The sequence below is a fragment of the Burkholderia sp. Z1 genome, assembly GCF_014893795.1.
Lineage (GTDB): Bacteria > Pseudomonadota > Gammaproteobacteria > Burkholderiales > Burkholderiaceae > Burkholderia > Burkholderia theae.
This window is the reverse complement of sequence record NZ_JACFYL010000002.1, coordinates 3,030,535-3,050,356: the sequence shown is the minus strand read 5'-3', so window position 1 is coordinate 3,050,356 and position 19,822 is coordinate 3,030,535. Positions and strand designations below refer to the sequence as shown.

General features: G+C 64.9%; 18 protein-coding genes. 14 read left to right on the top strand and 4 right to left on the bottom strand.

Annotated elements, in window-relative coordinates; genetic code table 11:
• Positions 1 to 148: 148 nt before the first annotated feature.
• From H3H55_RS30550 to H3H55_RS30515, 8 genes are all read left to right on the top strand, one after another.
• Entirely contained in the window at positions 149 to 979 is an 831-nt protein-coding gene (locus H3H55_RS30550) for an alpha/beta hydrolase (RefSeq protein ID WP_193101506.1), read from the top strand.
• A complete protein-coding gene (locus H3H55_RS30545) occupies positions 979 to 1,920 on the top strand; it encodes a tryptophan 2,3-dioxygenase (RefSeq protein WP_129516427.1) in 942 nt (313 codons plus the stop codon). Before H3H55_RS30550 ends, H3H55_RS30545 begins: the two co-directional genes overlap by 1 nt.
• Positions 1,920 to 3,155 (top strand): kynureninase, encoded by a 1,236-nt coding sequence (kynU, locus tag H3H55_RS30540; protein WP_193102245.1) that lies wholly within the window; start codon positions 1,920 to 1,922, stop codon positions 3,153 to 3,155. The genes H3H55_RS30545 and kynU overlap by 1 nt, the downstream gene beginning before the upstream one ends.
• 73 nt (positions 3,156 to 3,228) lie before the next feature.
• Positions 3,229 to 4,644 carry an amino acid permease gene (locus tag H3H55_RS30535; RefSeq protein WP_193101504.1) on the top strand — a complete coding sequence of 472 codons (1,416 nt, stop codon included), beginning with the start codon at positions 3,229 to 3,231 and terminating at the stop codon, positions 4,642 to 4,644.
• A gap of 40 nt (positions 4,645 to 4,684) precedes the next feature.
• Positions 4,685 to 5,824, top strand: a complete 1,140-nt coding sequence (locus H3H55_RS30530; RefSeq protein ID WP_193101502.1) for a cupin domain-containing protein — start codon at positions 4,685 to 4,687, stop codon at positions 5,822 to 5,824.
• A gap of 53 nt (positions 5,825 to 5,877) precedes the next feature.
• Positions 5,878 to 6,849 (top strand): fumarylacetoacetate hydrolase family protein, encoded by a 972-nt coding sequence (locus H3H55_RS30525; protein ID WP_193101500.1) that lies wholly within the window; start codon positions 5,878 to 5,880, stop codon positions 6,847 to 6,849.
• On the top strand, positions 6,842 to 7,870 hold the full coding sequence (locus H3H55_RS30520; RefSeq protein WP_193102243.1) for a carbon-nitrogen hydrolase family protein: 1,029 nt from the start codon (positions 6,842 to 6,844) through the stop codon (positions 7,868 to 7,870). Before H3H55_RS30525 ends, H3H55_RS30520 begins: the two co-directional genes overlap by 8 nt.
• Positions 7,867 to 8,628 (top strand): Asp/Glu racemase, encoded by a 762-nt coding sequence (locus H3H55_RS30515; RefSeq protein WP_319022339.1) that lies wholly within the window; start codon positions 7,867 to 7,869, stop codon positions 8,626 to 8,628. Before H3H55_RS30520 ends, H3H55_RS30515 begins: the two co-directional genes overlap by 4 nt.
• 129 nt (positions 8,629 to 8,757) lie before the next feature.
• Here H3H55_RS30515 and H3H55_RS30510 read toward each other — a convergent pair whose 3' ends face one another.
• The gene (locus H3H55_RS30510; protein ID WP_193101499.1) at positions 8,758 to 9,126 is read right to left on the bottom strand and encodes a hypothetical protein; all 369 of its coding nucleotides are present in this window, start codon (positions 9,124 to 9,126) and stop codon (positions 8,758 to 8,760) included.
• Positions 9,127 to 9,148: 22 nt separating this feature from the next.
• Entirely contained in the window at positions 9,149 to 9,529 is a 381-nt protein-coding gene (locus tag H3H55_RS30505) for a winged helix-turn-helix transcriptional regulator (protein ID WP_193101497.1), read from the bottom strand.
• Positions 9,530 to 9,665: 136 nt separating this feature from the next.
• On the opposite strand from H3H55_RS30505, the gene gstA reads away from it, so the two are divergent.
• From gstA to H3H55_RS30480, 5 genes are all read left to right on the top strand, one after another.
• Positions 9,666 to 10,298, top strand: coding sequence for a glutathione transferase GstA (gstA, locus tag H3H55_RS30500; protein ID WP_193101495.1), 633 nt, complete (start codon positions 9,666 to 9,668; stop codon positions 10,296 to 10,298).
• A 106-nt stretch (positions 10,299 to 10,404) separates the two neighbouring features.
• Entirely contained in the window at positions 10,405 to 10,791 is a 387-nt protein-coding gene (locus H3H55_RS30495) for a hypothetical protein (protein WP_193101492.1), read from the top strand.
• Between the two features lie 92 nt (positions 10,792 to 10,883).
• Entirely contained in the window at positions 10,884 to 12,176 is a 1,293-nt protein-coding gene (locus H3H55_RS30490) for a TolC family protein (RefSeq protein WP_193101490.1), read from the top strand.
• 11 nt (positions 12,177 to 12,187) lie between these two features.
• Positions 12,188 to 13,720, top strand: coding sequence for an efflux RND transporter periplasmic adaptor subunit (locus H3H55_RS30485; RefSeq protein WP_193101488.1), 1,533 nt, complete (start codon positions 12,188 to 12,190; stop codon positions 13,718 to 13,720).
• Positions 13,717 to 16,923, top strand: coding sequence for an efflux RND transporter permease subunit (locus H3H55_RS30480; protein ID WP_193101486.1), 3,207 nt, complete (start codon positions 13,717 to 13,719; stop codon positions 16,921 to 16,923). Before H3H55_RS30485 ends, H3H55_RS30480 begins: the two co-directional genes overlap by 4 nt.
• 33 nt (positions 16,924 to 16,956) lie before the next feature.
• Here the strand turns inward: H3H55_RS30480 and H3H55_RS30475 are convergent, their stop codons facing one another.
• Positions 16,957 to 18,117 carry an RNA-guided endonuclease InsQ/TnpB family protein gene (locus H3H55_RS30475; protein WP_193101483.1) on the bottom strand — a complete coding sequence of 387 codons (1,161 nt, stop codon included), beginning with the start codon at positions 18,115 to 18,117 and terminating at the stop codon, positions 16,957 to 16,959.
• Between the two features lie 132 nt (positions 18,118 to 18,249).
• Between H3H55_RS30475 and H3H55_RS30470 the strand changes: the two genes are divergently transcribed.
• A complete protein-coding gene (locus H3H55_RS30470; RefSeq protein ID WP_193101481.1) occupies positions 18,250 to 18,618 on the top strand; it encodes a copper-binding protein in 369 nt (122 codons plus the stop codon).
• Between the two features lie 110 nt (positions 18,619 to 18,728).
• Here H3H55_RS30470 and H3H55_RS30465 read toward each other — a convergent pair whose 3' ends face one another.
• The gene (locus H3H55_RS30465) at positions 18,729 to 19,739 is read right to left on the bottom strand and encodes a sodium:calcium antiporter (RefSeq protein WP_129516441.1); all 1,011 of its coding nucleotides are present in this window, start codon (positions 19,737 to 19,739) and stop codon (positions 18,729 to 18,731) included.
• Positions 19,740 to 19,822: the final 83 nt, after the last annotated feature.

Sequence of the window (19,822 nt, the reverse complement as noted above, 5' to 3'; positions counted from 1 at the left end):
TTCCCCGGTTCTGGATCGATGCAGGCAAATTCTGTCTGAATGTGTTTTGGGGTGGACATATTTTGCCGGAATATCCGGGCCTGCGCGGCAAAAGCGAAAAGAAAAGCCCATCGTGGCTGGCTAGAATTTCTCCATCAAGGAGGCAGTCATGCACGAAGACGTCAAGGTCACCCTGGAGCGGGAATATTCCCCGAGCAGCGTGGCGCCCGACTACCGGAAGACAGTCGCAGCCTATGCAGCCGAGAGCGCGAACGTACTGGGCGCGCGGGCTCACCGCCGTCTCGCGTACGGCGCTGCCGTGGACGAGTATTCGATCGTGTTCGACGCGGCATCGTCCGATCGCCGTTTGATGTTCGTCTTTATCCACGGCGGGTACTGGCAGGAGCTGGCCGCTGACGATTCGTGCTTTCCCGCCGCGGGGTTTCTCGCGCGAGGCATATCGTATGCGGCCGTGAACTACACGCTCGCGCCGAACGCGACCATCGAGGAGATGATCGGTCAATGCGGATGTGCGATCGAGGAGCTGACGCGCGAATATCCGGACACGAATCTGGTGCTGGCGGGCAGTTCGGCCGGCGCCCATCTTGCCGCGATGCAGGCCGTGCGGATGCCTGAGTCGGCCGATGTGCGGCACCGCGTGGTTGGCTCGATCCTGATTTCGGGCATCTACGATCTGCGCCCGCTCACACACACCTATATCAATGCACCGCTGAAACTGGATCCGATCCGGGCGCACATTGTCAGTCCGGCGTTGCTTCCGGTCCGGCAGGTCGTGCCGACACTCGTGTGCTGGGGCGAACACGAAACCGCCGAATTCAAACGTCAGAGCGCCGAACACGCGGAACGACTGGCGAAGTATGGCGTGCCGGTGGAGCGGCTCGAAGTAGCGGGCCGGAACCACTTTGACATTCTGTTTGATCTGGCAAACCCCGCCAGCCAGTTGGGGAAAGCCGTCGATAACCTGCTTGGAGGCTTGTAATGGCTGTATATCGCAAACGCGTCATCCCCGAGATTCGCGATCCGGCGCTTGAGCTGTCGGTCGTGAGAGATATCGGTATCTCGACTGACGAGAGCCGTACGGACGCCGTGAAGACCACGGCGGGCGAGCCGATGGTCGACTTCGAGGGCAAGAGCAATCCTTTCATCGACTATCACCGCAACGACCTTTTGCTGAGCCTGCAGCATATGCGCAGTGAAGGGCATGACGAGATGGTCTTCATCCTCATGACGCAGTGCAAGGAACTGACGTTCAAGGCGATTCACTACGAGCTGTACAACATGCAGCAACGCATCAAGGCGGATGACGTCACGGGTGCGCTCGCGCTGGCACCACGGATCAAGCGACTGTTCGAATACCTCGTCAAGACGTGGGACGTGCTATCGACGATCACGACGAGCGGCTTCAACGAATTCCGCGATTGCCTCGGCATCTCGTCGGGCCAGCAGTCGTATATGTATCGGCACGTCGAATTCATCCTCGGCAACAAGGCCGTCCGCATGGCTCAGGCACATGCGAATAATCCGGATGTGTTCCCTCAACTCAAGCAGTCCCTGAACTCGCCGAGCCTCTACGACGACGTCATCGCGTTGCTTCATCGCCGCGGGGTCGCCATTCCGGCGAATGCGCTGGAGCGGAACTGGTCCGAAACCTACGTCCCGAATCCTGACGTGGAGAAGGCATGGCTTGCGGTCTACGCCGATCCCGCGCCGGACAACGATCTTTATGTACTCGGCGAGGCGCTGATCGAGATTGCGGATCTCTTTTCCCAGTACCGATGGCGGCATTTCGTATCGGTCGAGCGCATCCTGGGGTTCAAACCGGGCACCGGCGGTTCCGCAGGGGTGGGCTGGCTCAAGCACGTGGTGGAACACCGCTTCTTCCCCGAACTGTGGGCGATCCGTACGGTGCTGGGGGCGTGATGACGTTTGAAGACCAACAGACGGCCGCGACGCCCGTTCATGCAGATCCGTTCGATCTGACGCGCGCTCGATTCGCACTGCCGCCCGACATTCGCTACTTCGACGGCAATTCGCTGGGCCCGCTGCCCAAGGCGGTGCAGACGCAGGTCTACGTATCGACCACGCATGAATGGGGGGAAGGCCTGATCCGCTCGTGGCAGGACGCACGATGGAATACGTTGCCGCAGCGCGTCGGTGAACGCATCGGCCGCCTGATCGGCGCGGCGCCGGGGCAGGTGGTGGCCTGCGACTCGACCTCGGTCAACTTGTTCAAGGTGTTGACGGCCGCCGTGCGTCTGCGACCGGGGCGGCGGCTGATCGTAACAGACGCCGCGTCCTTTCCGACCGATCTTTACATCGCGGGAGAAGTCGCGCGTCTGATGGGGCTGGAGATCCTCAATGTGCCAGTGAGCGAGATGTCCGAAGTACTGGGCGAGCAGGTCGCCGTGGTCCTGCTGTGCCATGTCGATTACCGGACGTCCGAGATCTACGACCTGGCCGGCATCACTCGCGCGGCGCACGACGCAGGCGCGCTCCTGGTTGCCGATCTGTCTCATTCGGCCGGCGCGTTGCCATGCAACCTCGATGCCAGCGGCGTCGACTTTGCCGTGGGATGCGGCTACAAGTACCTGAACGGCGGTCCGGGCGCGCCGGCGTTCCTGTACGCCGCGGCACGCCACATTCCGAATTGCGAACAGCCGCTGGCCGGCTGGTTTGGACATGCGACGCCGTTTGACTTTACCGGGGCATACGCGCCCGCGCCCGGCATCGAGCGCTTTCTGTGCGGGACGAACCAGGTCATCGCATTGTCGGTCCTGCTTCGTGCACTGGACGTCTTCGACGACGTGTCGATCGAAGACGCTCGGACTCGCAGTCTGGAGTTGACCACCCGGTTCATCTCCGCGGTGGAGGCACGGTTGGTGCGCCACGGGTTCGTGATCGCATCGCCTTCGGAGGCGACGCGACGCGGTAGCCACGTATCGCTTCGCCATCCGAAGGGGTACGCGATCATGCAGGAACTGGCCCGGCGAGGCGTCATCGGCGATTTTCGCATGCCCGATTTCATGCGATTCGGCTTCGCGCCGCTCTTCAATACGATGGAGGACACGGACCATCTGGTCGACGAGATCGATCGCATCATGGAGGAGCGCGCGTGGGATAAGGCACAGTACGCGCAACGCCGCGACTTCACCTAGTTCGGCGGGTATGACGGGGAGGAAGGGTCCCCGCATCATGATTCGCATTCCATATTAATTATCGGAGACAACGATGTCGGAAGTGAGTGGATTTCTGGCGAGAACCGAACGCGAGCGAGGACTGAGGAAGAGCCTGACGTCGCCGCAGCTGACGATGATCGCCATAGGCGGCGCGATCGGTACCGGGCTGTTTCTGGGAAGCGGCGCGGCCATTCAGGTCGCGGGGCCGAGCGTGATTCTCAGCTTTGCGATCGGCGCGTGTGTCGCGCTGCTCCTGATGGGGTGTCTGGCCGAAATGGTGGTGACCCATCCCAGTACCGGGTCGTTCGGCTCCTATGCCGAGCACTATCTGGGCAGCCTTGCCGGTTTCGTCGTCCGCTACGCGTACTGGATATCGGTGGTGTTGGTCATCGGTGCGGAAGTCACCGCGATATCCGTCTACATGAAGTTCTGGTTTCCGGGCTCGCCGGGCTGGTTATGGATCGTGCTCTTCTCGATTGTGCTGATCTGCCTGAATGCTCGCAGCGTCGGCTCGTTCGGCGTCGCCGAATACTGGTTTTCGGTCGTCAAGGTTGCCGCGATCGTCGGGTTCATCCTGATGGGAAGCTACACGGTATTCACCGCTACGCCCGCCAGTGGCATCGGCTTCGCCAACTTCCATGCGAACGGCGGGTTCTTCCCGCACGGCTGGGACGGTACGTGGCATGCGGTCGTCGTCGCGATCTTCAGCTTCATCGGGATCGAGTTCATCGCGGTCGCCGCGGGCGAGGCCGAGGACCCTGAGCGTGCAGCGCGCGGCGCTTTCAAGTCCGCGGTGTTACGGCTGATCGTTTTCTATCTGCTCACCGTTGCGCTGATGCTCGCGATTGTGCCGTGGCAGTTGGCGGGAACGGGGAAAAGCCCGTTCGTGATGGTCATGGAGACGACGGGCTTCTCGTGGGGGGCCGGCATCATGAACTTCGTCGTGTTGATGGCGGCATTGTCGGCGATGAACTCGCAGCTCTATGTCGCCACGCGCATGATCTTCAGCCTTGCCTGTAGCGGCTATGCGCCGGCCGGCCTGAGTGTCGTCGGTGCCAACGGCATTCCGCTGCGAAGCCTCGTGGTGTCATCGGGCGGCGTTGCCTTCGCAGCCGTCACGAGCATCGTGATGCCGCAAGGTTCGTTCGTCCTGGTCATGTCCATTGCAATGTTCGGCGCATTGTTCGGGTGGCTCATGATTTTCGTCACGCATTATCGCTTCCGCCGCGCGTGCGAGCGCGATGGCGTCACGCCAACGTTCCGTCTGCCGGGCTTTCCGTTCCTGACGCTTCTCGGCGCCGTCGCAATGGCGGCGATTATCGGATCCACCTATTTCGTGCCGGCCTTTCGTATGACCGTGATCACGGGGATCCCGCTTCTGGTGGTGCTGGTCGTCGCCTATGCGCTGATCCGGAAGCCGCGGGCGTCGCAGGCGGTGATCGCGCAGCATGGTGCCGTGGAGTCCTGACCATTCGTCTCCGGGATGAATGACATACAAGGAGCATTTGATGTCGACGAATCACTACGATACCTATCGTGAAGACGCGGCCGGTCGTGCGAATGTCGAGGATTCGCCCGAGCTGGTGGCCTACTACCGGGAACTGGAGCAGCTGAAAACCGGCGCGCTATGGACCGTGGCCAACAAGATCGAGCCTTGGCAACCCAGGTCCGATTCGGTGCCGGTGCTCTGGCGCTACCGCGACTTGCGCGAACACGTGCTGCGTTCGGTGTCGCTCGTGACACCGGAGAAAGCCGGCCGGCGCGTCATCTATCTGGACAACCCCGGCCGGCGGGAGGTTGCCGCCGCGGTCGGGTGGTTGTACTCGGGCTTGCAGGTCATGCATCCGGGCGAGCGGGCAGGCGCCCATGCGCATTCGTCTTCGGCGCTGCGATTCATCATGGAGGGAAGCGGCGCCTATACGATCGTCGACGGTCACAAGATGACGCTGGGCGTGAACGATTTCGTGCTGACTCCGAATGGCACCTGGCATGAGCACGGCGTCGAGGACGATGGCCTGCCGTGCATCTGGCAGGACGGCCTGGACATTCCGCTGGTCAATGCACTGGAGGCCGGTTTCTATGCCGTGCATCCGGATCTGCAGCAGGCCGTGGGCTACCCGGTCGACGATTCCCCGGGCATCTGGGGGGCAGCCGGCCTGCGCCCGCAGCATGCGGGCTGGACCCGGCGTTATTCGCCGCTGTTCAAGTACACGTGGGAGGCGACCTATGCCGCGCTGCAACGCTACGCGGGCGCGCAAGCGCACGATCCCTTCGACGGCGCGTTGATGCATTACACCAACCCGATCGACGGCGGCCACGTGATGGCGACCATCGGCGCGAGCATGCAGATGCTGCCGCCGGGTTTTGTCGGCAGCGCGCATCGACACACCGGCAGCTTCCTCTATCAGGTTGCCAAGGGCCGGGGCCATTCCGTCATCAACGGGCAGCGCTTCGACTGGCAGGAGCGAGACATCTTTTGTGTGCCCTCGTGGGCCTGGCACGAGCACGCCAATGCCAGCGGCAGCGAGGATGCGGTGCTGTTCAGCTTCAACGACCTGCCGGTGATGGAAAAGCTGGGCCTGTATCGCGAGGAAGCGCTGGCCGACAACGGCGGACACCAACCGGTGCTGCCGCTTGTGTCGGGCTGAGCGCATCCCGGAACCCGTTCATTTCAATCATCTCCTTCTGAACTGACTTACTCATGCGACTCGTTACCTATCGCGCTCATGTCAATGCGTCCGCCCGCATGGGGGCCATTGTCGATGATCTCGTGATCGATCTTCAGCGCCTTGGCGCACACGTCGGGCATGCGATTCCCGGCGATATCCTCGACTTCATCGACCTCGGACCCCACGCGGTGGCGGTCGCGACTGAACTGCTGATCCATCACCGGGACAAGTGGCCGCTGGATACGGCGCTGCCGCTGGCCAACGTCAGGCTGCTCGCGCCCATCCCGCGGCCACGCAAGAACATCTTCGGCATCGGCCTGAACTATGTCGAGCACGTGGAGGAGTCCAGCCGCTCGCTGGATACGTCGAAGGATCTGCCGAAGCAACCGGTGATCTTTTCCAAGCCGCCGACCGCGGTGATCGGGCCTGACGATGCGATCGAGCACGACGCAGGCATCACGCGGCAGCTCGACTGGGAAGTCGAGCTGGCCGTGGTAATCGGCCGTCGCGCGAGGCGTGTCGGGGAGGCGCGCGCGCTGGATCATGTGTTCGGCTACACCGTCATCAACGACATCAGCGCGCGCGACAACCGTCGTGCCGGCCAGTGGATCTACTCGAAGGGGCAAGACACCTACGCACCGCTGGGGCCGGTTATCGTCACCGCCGACGAAATCCCCGATCCGCATGACCTGAATCTGGGCCTGAGGGTCAACGGCGTGGAGAAACAGAACGCCAACACCCGCCACTTGCTGTTCAAGATCCCGACGCTTATCGCGGACATCAGCGCCGGCATCGCGCTGGAGCCTGGCGACATCATCGCGACGGGTACGCCATCGGGTGTGGGTGCCGGCCGGACCCCGCAGGAATGGTTATGGCCAGGCGACGTGGTCGAGGCGTGGGTCGAGGGGATCGGCACGTTGCGCAATCCGGTCGTGGCCGTAGGCGACGTGCCGACGCGCGGAACAGTGACGGGTGCAGACGACAGGAGCTATCGACATGCTTGAACTTCACGCATTCAGGGCGGCGACCGTACAGACGTCGCCGATTTTTCTCGATACCGACGCGACCGTCGACAAGGTCGTCCGTCTGATCGGCGAGGCAGCCGACAACGGGGCGCGCCTGATCGCGTTCCCGGAGGTATTCGTTTCCGGCTATCCGTACTGGAACTGGATCGGCAACCCGGTGCAGGGCAGTGTCTGGTTCGAGCGGCTCGCCCGCTCGGCGATCGAGATACCGGGCCCCGAGATCGCGAAGATCGCGCAGGCCGCCGCGCGTCATCGCATCAACGTGGTGGTCGGCGTCAACGAGCGAAACTGCCGTGGCGTCGGCACGATCTACAACACGGTCGTCACGCTGTCCGACGAGGGGCGCCTGCTGGGCCGTCACCGCAAGCTCGTGCCCACGTGGGCCGAGAAGCTGACCTGGGCGCCGGGAGACGCTTCCGCGCTCCGCGTACATGACACCAGCGTCGGCCCGCTGGGTGTGCTGGCGTGCGGCGAGAACACCAACACGCTGGCGCGCTTCGCGCTGCTGGCTCAGGGCGAACTCATACACGTCGCGAACTACATTTCGCTGCCGGTGGCGCCGCCGGACTACGACATGGCGGAAGCGATCAGGATGCGCTCGGCTGCTCACAGCTTCGAAGGCAAACTGTTCACGGTCGTCTCGTGCTCGACCATCTCGGCGGAGATCGTCGCGGCGCTCGAGGTCGACTTTCCCGATGCGCGCGACATGCTTTCGCGCCGCAACAGCGCGTTCTCCGGATTTGTGGGGCCCGACGGACGCACAATCGGCAAACCGCTGATCGACGAAGAAGGCATCGCGTATGCCGATATCGATCTGGGGCGCTGCATTCAGCCTCGCCAGATGCATGACATCACCGGTCACTACAATCGCTTCGACGTGTTCGAGCTGAGCGTCAATCGACGGCCCCTCACAGCCGCGCGCTTCGACGATTCGCGCGCGGCCGATGAACTCGATGGGGAACCGGTAGTCATCGAACGCAACCAGGGCATTCAATCATGAGCGAGACTCGCCGCGACTACCGCATCGGTCAAATCGTACCGTCTTCCAACACCACGATGGAAGCCGAAATTCCAGCCATCCTGCGCGCGCGGGAGGTCGGCCACACGGAGCGTTTTACGTTCCACGCGAGCCGCATGCGGATGAAGCATGTCACCCGGGAAGAACTGGCTGCCATGGACGCAGACAGCGATCGCTGTGCACTGGAACTGTCTGACGCGCGCGTGGACGTGCTCGGCTATGCGTGTCTCGTGGCCATCATGAGTATGGGGCACGGATATCACCGTGCGTCCGAGGCGCGATTGCACCGACGGACCGTGGAAAACGGCGGACCTGCTCCTGTCGTCACCAGCGCTGGCGCACTCGTCGATGGTCTGAAAGCGCTTGGTGCCAGGAAGGTGTCGATCCTGACGCCCTACATGAAGCCGCTGACCGGACTCGTCATCGACTACCTCGGGAACGAGGGCATCGAGGTGATCGACAGTATTTCATTGGAGATCGCCGACAACCTGGAGGTCGGTCGTCAGGACCCGCATGCACCCGTCGACATCACCCGCAAGCTGAAGACTGCAGGCGTCGATGCGATCGTTGCGTCGGCGTGTGTGCAGATGCCGTCCTTGCCGTCCGTGCAGCCTATCGAGGATCGCACCGGTTTGCCGGTGATTTCGTCATCCGTAGCGACGACCTACGCGATGCTCAAGAAACTGGGCTTGAGCACGAAGGTCCCGGGATTCGGGGCACTATTTTCCGGTCATTACTGACCCGGTTCGGACGACCCGAGCGGATTGCGATACAGCACCTTCAACCGCTGGAAACCGGAGACGTGAGCTGCGGCGTGGTCGCGTGCTCGGCGGAGATCATCGATGCGCAAGCAACGAGCAGCAGTGCGGCTAGCCGCCCACGCTGTCGTCGCGATAGCCGTTCTTGCCGACGAAGATCTCCTTCAGCGCGGCGCGCAGCGCGACTGGATCGTACTGACCCGGCGCGAGATGGATCACGTAACGCGTCTGACCGTCGAGCCGCGCCGCGATGCCCGGTTCGATCTCGACGTCGATCGTGTCGTCCGTCAGGCGCACCGACAGATCCTTGACGCGCCAGGTGATCTGGTCGCGCACCATCACTTCGATCAGCGCGTCGTCCGGAAAGCGCGACAGCGCGAAGCAATAGTCCTGCTCCGCGTCGTGACAGTAGATGTTGGCGAAGCTTTCGTCGTCGTCGAGGTCGGACGTGGCCGCGCCGACGGTAGCGTGAAGTTCCATGAGTGTTGTTCCTTCGAAATGGTTAGCGGGAGGCGTGCATCGTCGTTTCGATCGCAGCCGCGGCGTCGGGCATCGCATCGGCCTGCGCATCGCGCGCCTTCAGCCACAACCCGAATTCGCGCATCACGTCGACCACCGGCCGCAGCCGGTCGCCGTCCGCGGTCAGATCGTACTCGACCCGCACCGGCACTTCCGGATAGACGGTCCGCCGCACGAGCCCGGCGTCTTCCAGCGCGCGCAGGTCGAGCGTCAGCATGCGCTGCGAGATGCCGGGCATGTCGCGGCGCAGGTCGCTGAAGCGTCGCGGCCCGTCGAGCAGATACGACACCAGCAGCAGCCGCCAGCGGCCGCCGAGCAGGCGCATCGCTTCTTCAACGGAACATCCTGTTGCACTCGTTTTCATGCTGCTGAACCCTGATCGGTAAATTTTTTGTGACTACGGCACAAACGACTGCCGTCTTCCCAGCCCTGCGTCGATGCGAGATATTAGCGCCCGCGTCGCGGCGAATCGAGTCACGGTCAACCCACCAAGGAAACGCATGAAGCTTTATCACGCTCCCGGCAGCTGTTCCCAGGCCATCCGCATCGTGCTGCGCGAAGGCGGCATCGACGCGGAGATCGTCAAGGTCGACGCGCGCAAACACGTCATTGAAGACGGCCGCGACTACTACGACGTGACCGAACTCGGCTACGTGCCGCTGCTCGAACTCGACGACGGCACGCTGCTGCGCGAAGGGCCGGTGATCGCGCAGTATCTCGCGGATCTGCGCCCGGAAGCCGCGCTCGCGCCCGCGTACGGCACGCTCGCCCGGTACCGGCTGATGGAGTGGCTCAACTTCCTCGGCACCGAGATCCACAAGGGCTTCATCCCGCTGCTGTATGCGGTGCAGGCGGGGAAATATGTGGAGCCGGCGCGGCAGAAGCTCGACAGCCGCTTTGCATGGATCGACCGCCAGCTCGACGGCAAGACGTTCCTGACGGGCGACACGTTCACGGTCGCCGATGCCTATCTGTTCGCACTGACCGGCTGGGGCAAGGCCGACTGGATGCGCTCGGTGTACAACGCGGATATCGACCTGAGCCGGCATGCGCATCTGCGCGCGTGGTACGAACGGGTCCGGGCGCGGCCGGCCGTGCAGCACGTGCTGGAGGCGGACGGCCTGCTGCGGTAGCGTGCGGCGACGGTCGCGGATACGGTGCGTCATCCCGCCGCACCGCGACCGTTTCGGCATATCGACGTGCCGCCACGCCGCAAAATGCCGCGCTATAATCGCCGCCATGCGATTGCTTCGGACCTTCATCCTGCTGCTGCTTTGCGCGGTGCTGCCCATCAGTGGGCTGGCAGCCAGCGGCCTGACCGGTGAATGTCCGATGCAGCACACGATGTCGATGGACGCGGACATGGGCATGACGATGTCCGCCGACATGAGCGATTGCGATTCGATGAAATCGCCGTCCGCCGGCCACGCGCAAGCGAAGGCCAAAGCCAAGGGCATGGCCTGCAAGGTGACGGCCCAATGCCAGTTCGGCAGTCTCTATCACCCGGCCGCCCGCGCCGACGTCAGCCGTCCCGCTGCATTCGCCAGCACGATCGTCTTCCACTACACGCAGTCCGTCCCGGTCCGCGACCCGAGCGGGTTGTGGCGCCCTCCACGCATTAGCTGATCCCGATCCGACCGGTTCACCGCCCACGCGGTGAGGTTCGTCCTGTGCTCAGGACGTGGAATCCCTTTGGGTTCCGACGTTGGGGTTAAACCATGTCATTCGATTTCTGCACGCCGCGCACGCGGCGTGTGTGTCGGCGCGCGCCCGTGCTGTGGGCCGCGCTGCTGGTGGCGGGCGCCGTGCACGCACAACAGGCGCCATTCACGCTGGACGCCGCGCTGCAGTCCGCCACCGATCATTCCGCTTCGATGCAGGCCGCGCAGGCTTCGGTCCATGCGAGTTCCGAAGCGGCCGTCAAGGCCGGCCAGTTGCCGGACCCGATGCTCAAGGCCGGCATCGACAACCTGCCGGTCAACGGCGGGCAGCGCTTCACCGTCGGCCAGGACTTCATGACGATGCGCCGCATCGGCATCGAGCAGGAGTGGGTATCCGGCGATAAACGGCGGCTGCGCTCGGCGCTGGCCGACGAGCAGGTCGGCCGTGAGCGCGCGGACTATCTCCAGCAGCTTGCCGCCGTGCGCCGGCAGACCGCGACGGCGTGGCTCGACGCCGTCTATGCGAAGCAGGCGCTCGCGCTTCAGCAGGCGCTGCTCGCTCACATGAACCATGAGCTCGATGCGACACAGGCGTCGTATCGCGGCGCGAAGGCGAGCGCGGGCGATGTCGTGCAGGCCCGCGCAATGCTCGCGCAAACGCAGGATCAGGTGCTCAAGGCAAAGCAGACATATCGCACTGCGCTCATCACGCTTACTCGCTGGACGGCCACGCCGGTGGCGGACGTGACGGGTGCACCGCCCGCGCCCGAATCCTTCGTGTCGTCGCTGCCGCCGGACGAACTGCGCCTGTCGCAACCGGCGCTCGTCGCGGCCGCGGACGACATCGCGGTTGCCGAAGCCGACACCGCGGTCGCGAACAGCGAGCGCAGCCCGAACTGGACGTGGGAGATCGCGTACCAGCAGCGTGGCGGCGCGTATTCGAACATGGTGTCCGTCGGTGTCTCGATCCCGTTGCCGCTCAACCGCAAGAACCGCCAGAACCGCGACGTTGCCGAGAAGGCCGCGCTCGCGACCAAGGCGCGCCTGATGTACGAGGACACGTTGCGCCAGGTGCAGGCCGATATCCGTACGCAGTCCGAGACGCTGGCGAGCGGCCGCGAACGCATCGCGAACCTGGGCGCATCGCTGCTGCCCGCCGCCGATCAGCGCGTGCAGCTCGCCAACGCCGCGTACCGGGCCGGCACGGGTTCGCTCGCCGATACGTTCGCCGCGCGGCGCGCGCAACTGGAAGCGCAGTTGCAGGTGCTCGATCTCAGGCGCGACGTGTCGCAGACCTGGGCGCAGCTCGAATATCAGGTCGTGCCGGCAACGCTGGCCGCCGCGCAGTGAAGGAGAACCACATGACGAAGCAATCACTGATGCGCGCGGTGCTGATGACATTCGCCGGCGCGGCGCTGCTCGGCGCGGGGTATGTCGCGGGCACGCGCCATGCGGCGGGTAACGCGGCGATGGCGGCACCGGCACCCGCCGCTGCCTCGGCCGGCAGGACCGATCCGAACACGGGGCGCAAGGTGCTGTACTGGCACGACCCGATGGTGCCGAACCAGCATTTCGACAAACCGGGCAAATCGCCGTTCATGGACATGCAGCTGCAGCCCGTCTATGCGGATGACGGCGGCGGTTCGTCCGGTATCCGGATCGATCCGGGCCTGCAGCAGAACCTCGGCATTCGCTACGCGACCGTGCGCCGGCAGCAGACGGCGGCCGGGTTCGATGCGGTGGGCACCACGCAGTTCGACGAATCGCGCGCGGACGTCGTGCAGTCGCGCGTCACCGGCTACATCGACCGTTTGTATGCGCGCGCGCCGATGCAGCGCATCGCGAAGGGTGCGCCGGTCGCGTCGCTGTTCGTGCCGGACTGGCTCGCGCCGCAGGAGGAATATCTCGCGCTCAAGCGCGGCGGGATGGACGGCAGCCTGCTCGATGCGTCGCGTGCGCGGATGCGCGCGCTGTCGATTCCCGACGGCATGATCGCGAACCTCGACCGCACCGGCCGCGCGCAGACGCACGTCGTGCTGAGCGCGCCGGAAACCGGCGTCGTCAGCGAGCTGAACGTGCGCGACGGCGCGATGGTCGCGCCCGGGCAGACGCTCGCGAAGATCGCCGGGCTGTCGACGCTGTGGCTCATCGTCGAGGTGCCGGAAGCGCTCGCGCTGAACGTGCAGCCGGGGATGTCGGTCGATGCGACGTTCGCGGGCGATCCGGCACAGCACTTCAGCGGGCGCATCCGCGAAGTGCTGCCGGGCATCAGCACGAGCAGCCGCACGCTGCAGGCACGCGTGGAGATCGACAATGCCGCGCTGAAGCTCACGCCCGGCATGCTGATGCGCGTGCGTGTCGATGCGAAGCAGACCGTGTCGCGCCTGCTCGTGCCGTCCGAAGCGGTGATCGCGACCGGCAAGCGCTCGATCGTCATCGTGAAGAACGGCGACGGGCGGCTGCAGCCGGTGTCGGTGACGGTGGGCAACGACGTCGGCGGCGACACGGAAGTGCTCGACGGGTTGAACGACGGCGACACGGTCGTCGCATCGGGGCAGTTCCTGATCGATTCCGAGGCCAGCCTGAAAAGCGTGCTGCCGCGGCTGGAACGCGCGGCCGGGGCCAGCGCGGCCGCATCGTCGGCATCGTCCGCAGCGGCTGCGCCGATCTACGAAACCACCGGCAAGGTCGAGAAGGTCACGGCCGACGACATCACGTTCTCGCATCAGCCGGTTCCGGCGCTCGGCTGGGGCGCGATGACGATGACGTTCGGCAAGCCGTCGGCGCACGCGTTCCCGGACGTGAAGCCGGGCCAGACGGTGCGCTTCGCGTTCACGCAGAGCGGTGACGGCTACCGGCTGACGAAGGTCGATCCGCAGGGAGGCGAACGATGATCGCGCGCATCATTCGCTGGTCCATCCACCACCGCTTCCTGGTGCTGCTCGCCACGGTGCTGGTCGCCGCATGGGGCGTTCATTCGCTGCGGCAGACGCCGCTCGATGCGTTACCCGACCTGTCGGACACGCAGGTGATCGTGAAGGCGTCGTTTCCGGGCAAGGCGCCGCAGGTCGTCGAGGATCAGGTGACCTATCCGCTGACGACGACGCTGCTCGGCGTGCCGGGCGCGAAAACCGTCCGCGCGTATTCGTCGTTTGGCGACGCGTTCGTCTACGTGCTGTTCGACGATCACACCGATCCGTACTGGGCGCGCTCGCGCGTGCTCGAATATCTGAGCCAGGTGCAGAGTCGGCTGCCGGCGGGTGCGACCGTGTCGCTCGGGCCGGATGCGACCGGCGTCGGCTGGGTGTACGAGTACGCGCTCGTCGATCGCAGCGGCCACCACGACCTCGGGCAACTGCGCGCGCTCAACGACTGGTTCCTGAAGTTCGAGCTGAAGGCGGTGCCGGACGTGTCGGAAGTCGCGAGCATCGGCGGCATGGTGCGCCAGTACCAGGTCGTGCTCGATCCGGACAAGCTGCGCGCGTACGGCATCACGCAGGCGGCGGTCGCGGATGCGCTCGGCAGGGCCAACCAGGCGTCCGGCGGCTCGGTCGTCGAGCTGGCCGAGTCCGAGTACATGGTGCGTTCGACCGGCTACCTGCGCACACTCGACGACTTCCGGCATGTCGTGCTGCGCACCGACGACGCGGGCACGCCGGTGCTGCTCGGCGACGTCGCGCGCATCCAGGTCGGCCCGGCGATGCGACGCGGGATCGCGGAGCTGAACGGGCAGGGCGAGGTGACGGGCGGCGTCGTCGTGATGCGTTCGGGCAAGAACGCGCTCACGACGATCGACGCGGCGAAGGCGAAGCTCGCCGACCTGAAGCGTTCGCTGCCGCCCGGCGTCGAGATCGTCACGACCTACGATCGGTCGCAACTGATCGAGCGTGCGGTGGACAACCTGACGGACAAGCTGATCGAGGAATTCGTGATCGTCGGCATCGTCTGCGCGGTGTTCCTGTTCCATCTGCGCAGCGCGTTCGTCGCGATCCTGTCGCTGCCGCTCGGCGTGCTGGCCGCGTTCATCGTGATGCGCTACCAGGGCGTGAACGCGAACCTGATGTCGCTCGGCGGGATCGCGATCGCGATCGGCGCGATGATCGATGCGGCGATCGTGATGATCGAGAACGCGCACAAGCATCTGGAAGCGTACGACCACGCGCATCCCGGCGAGCCGCTGACGGCCGCGCGGCGCTGGGACATCGTCGCGACCTCGGCCGCGGAAGTCGGGCCGGCGCTGTTCTTCTCGCTGCTGATCATCACGCTGTCGTTCATTCCGGTGTTTTCGCTGGAAGGGCAGGAGGGCAAGCTGTTCGCGCCGCTGGCGTTCACCAAGACCTATACGATCGCCGCCGCCGCCGGGCTGTCGGTCACGCTGGTGCCGGTGCTGATGGGCTATCTCGTGCGCGGCCGCATTCCGCACGAGCACGCGAATCCGATCAACCGCGTGCTGATCCGCCTGTACCGGCCGCTGCTCGAAGCGACGCTCCGGCGCCCGTGGTTCGCGATCGGCGTCGCGGTCGTCGCGCTCGTGCTGACGGCCGTGCCGCTGTCGCGGCTCGGCGGCGAATTCATGCCGCCGCTCGACGAAGGCGACCTGCTGTACATGCCGACCGCGCTGCCGGGCATCTCGGCCGACAAGGCGAGCGAGCTGCTGCAGCAGACCGACCGGCTGATCAAGAGCGTGCCCGAAGTCGACACGGTGTTCGGCAAATCCGGACGCGCGGATACCGCGACCGATCCCGCGCCGCTCGAGATGTTCGAGACGACGATCCGGTTCAAGCCGCGCAGTGCGTGGCGGCCCGGCATGACGCCGGAGAAGCTCGTCGACGAACTCGATCGCACGGTGAAGGTGCCGGGCCTGTCGAACGTGTGGGTGCCGCCGATCCGCAACCGGCTCGACATGCTGTCCACCGGCATCAAGACGCCGGTCGGCGTGAAGATCTCCGGGCCGGACCTGACGGGGATCGACGCGATCGCGACGCAGGTCGAGGCGGCGGTGAAGCACGTGCCGGGCGTCACGTCCGCGCTCGCGGAACGGCTGAACGGCGGCCGGTACATCGACGTCGACATCGACCGGCTCGCGGCCGCGCGCTACGGGCTGTCGGTCGCCGATATCCAGTCGGTCGTGTCGTCGGCAGTCGGCGGCGAGGATGTCGGCGAGGTGATCGCGGGGCGCGAGCGCTTCCCGATCAACATCCGCTACCCGCGCGAGATCCGCGATTCGCTCGAGAACCTGCGGCAATTGCCGGTCGTCACCGCGCGCGGCGCGCAGATCCGCCTCGGCGACGTCGCGCGCATCGTAATCGCAGACGGCCCGCCGATGATCCGCAGCGAGAACGCGCGGCTGTCCGGCTACGTGTACGTCGACATCCGCGGCACCGATCTGCGCACGGCGGTCCGCGCGATGCAGCAGGCCGTCGCGCGGCAGGTCGCATTGCCGCCCGGTTATTCGATCGCGTGGTCGGGGCAGTTCGAGTATCTCGAACGCGCGGCGGCAACGCTGCGCACCGTCGTGCCGGTGACGCTCGTCGTGATCTTCGTGCTGCTGTTCCTCACGTTCGACTCGGCGGCCGACGCGCTGCTGCTGATGTCGACGGTGCCGTTCGCGCTGGTCGGCGGCTTCTGGCTCGTGTGGGGGCTCGGCCATGCGGTGTCCGTCGCGACGTCGGTCGGGTTCATCGCGCTGGCCGGCGTGGCCGCCGAATTCGGCGTCGTGATGCTGCTGTACCTGAAGGGCGCGCTGAAGCGCCGGCTCGACGCCGGCGAGCAATTGACCGATGCGCTGCTGCTCGACGCGATCCGCGAGGGCGCGGTGCTGCGTGTGCGGCCCAAGGCGATGACGGTCGCCGTCGTGCTCGCCGGTCTCGTGCCGATCATGGTCGGGCACGGGGCCGGTTCCGAAGTCATGCAGCGCATCGCCGCGCCGATGGTCGGCGGCATGGTCACGGCGCCGCTGCTGTCGATGTTCGTCATTCCCGCCGCATGGCTTCTGCTTCAGCGCCGTCGTGTGCGAAGCGCGAGCGATGACCGGCATTCCTCCGCAGTTCCTTCCGGCATGAACGTGCCATCCACCCAAACTGGAGAATCCTGTTGACTGTTCTCCTTCCTAAAGGAGGGAGTTCCCACTTCATTGAATGCAACCCGACATCGCCTCACAAAGAGACATGGGAATTACGCTTTCTCCATGGGCGGACACCGCCAGTCCGGCGGCCAAAACGTTGCGCGCTGCGTTGATATCGCGGTCGTGGGTCGCTCCGCATCCCGGACAGATCCACGCGCGCACCTTCAACGGCAGCGTGGCCACCGTATGCCCACAATCGGAACATCGTTTGCTGGACGGATACCAGCGATCGACGCCGATCAACGTGCGACCGTACCACTCAGCCTTGTACGTCAGTTGCCGAACGAATTCCGACCAGCCTGCATCGCTGATCGATTTCGCGAGTCTTCGATTCTTCAGCATGTGGCTGACGGCAAGGCTTTCGATGGCGATCACTTGGTTTTCGTTGATTAGCCGGGTCGAAAGCTTGTGCAGGAAATCCCTGCGGCGGTCCGCTATCCGAGCATGCATGCGGGCGACTTTGAGCTTCGCCTCCCTGCGATTGGCGGAGCCTATTTTTTTCTTCGCCAACCGCCGTTGCAACTTGGCGAGCTTGGCTTCGTTCTTGCGAAACTCGTTCGGCGCAGCGACCTTCTCGCCCGTCGAAAGAACGACAAAATCTGTCAACCCGAAGTCGATGCCGACCTTGTTTGTTGATTCCGATTTTGCGGAAACCACGTCGTCGCAGAGCATCGATACGTGGTATCGACCAGCAGTGTCCTTCGATACTGTGACGGTCGTCACCTTCGCGCCTTTGGGAATCGTACGCGACCAGCGGATCGCGAGTGGCGCATTCATCTTCGCCAGCTTCAGCGAAGTGCCGTTCCACCTGAAGGCGCTTGCCGTGTACTCGGCCGACTGCGCACCGTCCTTGCGCCGGAAGTTCGGATACTTCGTACGCTTGGCGAAGAAGCTCGCGAATGCTGTCTGCAAATGGCGCAGCGCTTGCTGGAGCGGAACCGAACTGACTTCGTTCAGCCAGCCATGTTCGGCCGTTTTCTTCAGCGCAGTGAGCGCGGCGGAGGTCTCGTGATAGCCGACACGAGCCTGATGCTGCTGCCATGCATCGGTGCGCATCCGCAGCATGTAGTTGTACGCAAAGCGCGCGCAGCCGAACGTCCGGGCAAGCATCACTGCTTGCTCGGGTGTCGGGTAGAACCGGAATCGGTAGGCGCGTTTGATGTCCATGGCTCACACGATGTCACATGCTCGTGTGTCCCTCAAGTTTGGGAGACGCGGTCGTACTCCCTTTACTCCCCGTCCTGCGCTCCGAAGGAGGTCGCCTTTGGGGGAAGGACGGGATTTTTTGGAGCAAACCTGATGAAGAAGATGAAATCGATTGCCACCGCCACCGCCGTTCTCGCGATCGGCGCGTTCGCGGCCCCCGCGTTTGCGTCCGGCGACATGTCGGGCATGGACATGTCCGGTATGAAGATGTCGTCCGACGGCTCGGCCGCGTCGCACGCCGCGCTCACCGACGCCGAAGTGAAGAAGGTCGACGCCGCGACCGGCATGGTCACGCTGAAGCACGGCGCGCTCGAGAACGTCGGGATGCCGCCGATGACGATGGCGTTCAAGGCGAAGGACGCGGCCATGCTCGCGCAGGTTCATGCGGGCGAGAAGGTCAAGGTTCGCGTCGAGAACGTCAATGGCACGCTGACGATCGTCAAGCTGGTGAAAGCGTCCTGATCGTGCGGATGCGGGCGTTGTCGACGCCCGCATCAACGCAGTGAAGCGCAGCGCGCGGACGCGGCGGTCGATGCCGCGTCCGCGTCGGGCAACGCGTCCGATTCAGGTGTTCAGCGGGCCAGCGTCAGCACCAGATACCCCGCATACCCCGCGCCGTTCGCCAGCAGCGCCCAGATCGCGAGCCCGCGCGTGCGGGCATTGATGCGCAGCCAGGCCGCCGCCGCGAGCGTGATGATCACGCCGGTCAGCACTTCGGGGCGCGGCTCCCACGGCGTCAGCATGATGCCGATCGCCGGCAGCAGCGTGCCCTGGAACACCATCGCGCCGGTGATGTTGCCGAACGCGAGCGTGTCCTTCTTGCGGCGGATCCACAGCACGCTGTTGACCTTCTCGGGCAATTCCGTCGCGATTGGCACGATGATCAGCGACAGCAGCAGCGCCGATACGCCGAGCACCTGCGACACGCCTTCCACGCCGTGAATGAAGCCCTTCGCGCCGCCGACCAGCAGCGCAAGGCCGAGGGCCAGCTGCAGCGCGATGGTCGCCAGGTTGGTCGGCAGGCCCGTGCGCGACAGCAGCATCGTATGCGGCGCCTCGGTGCCGTGCCCGGCATCGACGAGCTGGTTCGACGCGCGGAACGTCATCACGACGTACAGCACGTAGATGCCGACCAGCATCGCGGCAAGCAGCGCGCGGACGGCCCAGTTGTGATGCGGCACGAACATCGCCGCGGTCGCCAGCGAGAACGCCGCGAGGAAGTAGTTCATGTCGCGCACGAACCCCGTGCGTTCGGGCGCGATCGTGCCGCGCAGCCCGCGCGAGCGGATCACGGCGAGCGTCATCAGGAACGTGGTGAGCGTCGCGAGCATCAGCGGCGCACCGAGAATCGCGCCGACGCCGATCTCCTCGTTCACCGCCTGGTTCGCCGTGCCACCGGCCAGCGCGAGCAGCGGCACCATGGTTTCGGGCAGCGCGGTGCCGACGGCCGCGAACAGCGAACCGGTGACGCCTTCGGAAATCTTCAGGCGTTCGCCGAGATGTTCGAGCGCATTGGTGAAGACTTCGGCGGCCACGAGGATGACGACCAGCATGAACGCCAGTTCGAGGAACATGAAGGTCATGCGGCACCTCCGCGGACAGGTGCGTCGATCGCGATGGAACGTAGGGAGAAGGCTGCGGGGAACATGGGGACTCCGTGGTCGGA

What these genes read in the sequence shown, in the direction of transcription:
- H3H55_RS30505 (WP_193101497.1), bottom strand. Translation starts at nt 9,529, where the DNA reads ATGAAAACGAGTGCAACAGGATGTTCCGTTGAAGAAGCGATGCGCCTG.
- H3H55_RS30520 (WP_193102243.1), top strand. Translation starts at nt 6,842, where the DNA reads ATGCTTGAACTTCACGCATTCAGGGCGGCGACCGTACAGACGTCGCCG.
- H3H55_RS30530 (WP_193101502.1), top strand. Translation starts at nt 4,685, where the DNA reads ATGTCGACGAATCACTACGATACCTATCGTGAAGACGCGGCCGGTCGT.
- H3H55_RS30470 (WP_193101481.1), top strand. Translation starts at nt 18,250, where the DNA reads ATGAAGAAGATGAAATCGATTGCCACCGCCACCGCCGTTCTCGCGATC.
- H3H55_RS30545 (WP_129516427.1), top strand. Translation starts at nt 979, where the DNA reads ATGGCTGTATATCGCAAACGCGTCATCCCCGAGATTCGCGATCCGGCG.
- H3H55_RS30480 (WP_193101486.1), top strand. Translation starts at nt 13,717, where the DNA reads ATGATCGCGCGCATCATTCGCTGGTCCATCCACCACCGCTTCCTGGTG.
- H3H55_RS30485 (WP_193101488.1), top strand. Translation starts at nt 12,188, where the DNA reads ATGACGAAGCAATCACTGATGCGCGCGGTGCTGATGACATTCGCCGGC.
- kynU (WP_193102245.1), top strand. Translation starts at nt 1,920, where the DNA reads ATGACGTTTGAAGACCAACAGACGGCCGCGACGCCCGTTCATGCAGAT.
- H3H55_RS30475 (WP_193101483.1), bottom strand. Translation starts at nt 18,117, where the DNA reads ATGGACATCAAACGCGCCTACCGATTCCGGTTCTACCCGACACCCGAG.
- H3H55_RS30495 (WP_193101492.1), top strand. Translation starts at nt 10,405, where the DNA reads ATGCGATTGCTTCGGACCTTCATCCTGCTGCTGCTTTGCGCGGTGCTG.
- H3H55_RS30515 (WP_319022339.1), top strand. Translation starts at nt 7,867, where the DNA reads ATGAGCGAGACTCGCCGCGACTACCGCATCGGTCAAATCGTACCGTCT.
- H3H55_RS30510 (WP_193101499.1), bottom strand. Translation starts at nt 9,126, where the DNA reads ATGGAACTTCACGCTACCGTCGGCGCGGCCACGTCCGACCTCGACGAC.
- H3H55_RS30490 (WP_193101490.1), top strand. Translation starts at nt 10,884, where the DNA reads ATGTCATTCGATTTCTGCACGCCGCGCACGCGGCGTGTGTGTCGGCGC.
- H3H55_RS30550 (WP_193101506.1), top strand. Translation starts at nt 149, where the DNA reads ATGCACGAAGACGTCAAGGTCACCCTGGAGCGGGAATATTCCCCGAGC.
- H3H55_RS30535 (WP_193101504.1), top strand. Translation starts at nt 3,229, where the DNA reads ATGTCGGAAGTGAGTGGATTTCTGGCGAGAACCGAACGCGAGCGAGGA.
- H3H55_RS30465 (WP_129516441.1), bottom strand. Translation starts at nt 19,739, where the DNA reads ATGACCTTCATGTTCCTCGAACTGGCGTTCATGCTGGTCGTCATCCTC.
- gstA (WP_193101495.1), top strand. Translation starts at nt 9,666, where the DNA reads ATGAAGCTTTATCACGCTCCCGGCAGCTGTTCCCAGGCCATCCGCATC.
- H3H55_RS30525 (WP_193101500.1), top strand. Translation starts at nt 5,878, where the DNA reads ATGCGACTCGTTACCTATCGCGCTCATGTCAATGCGTCCGCCCGCATG.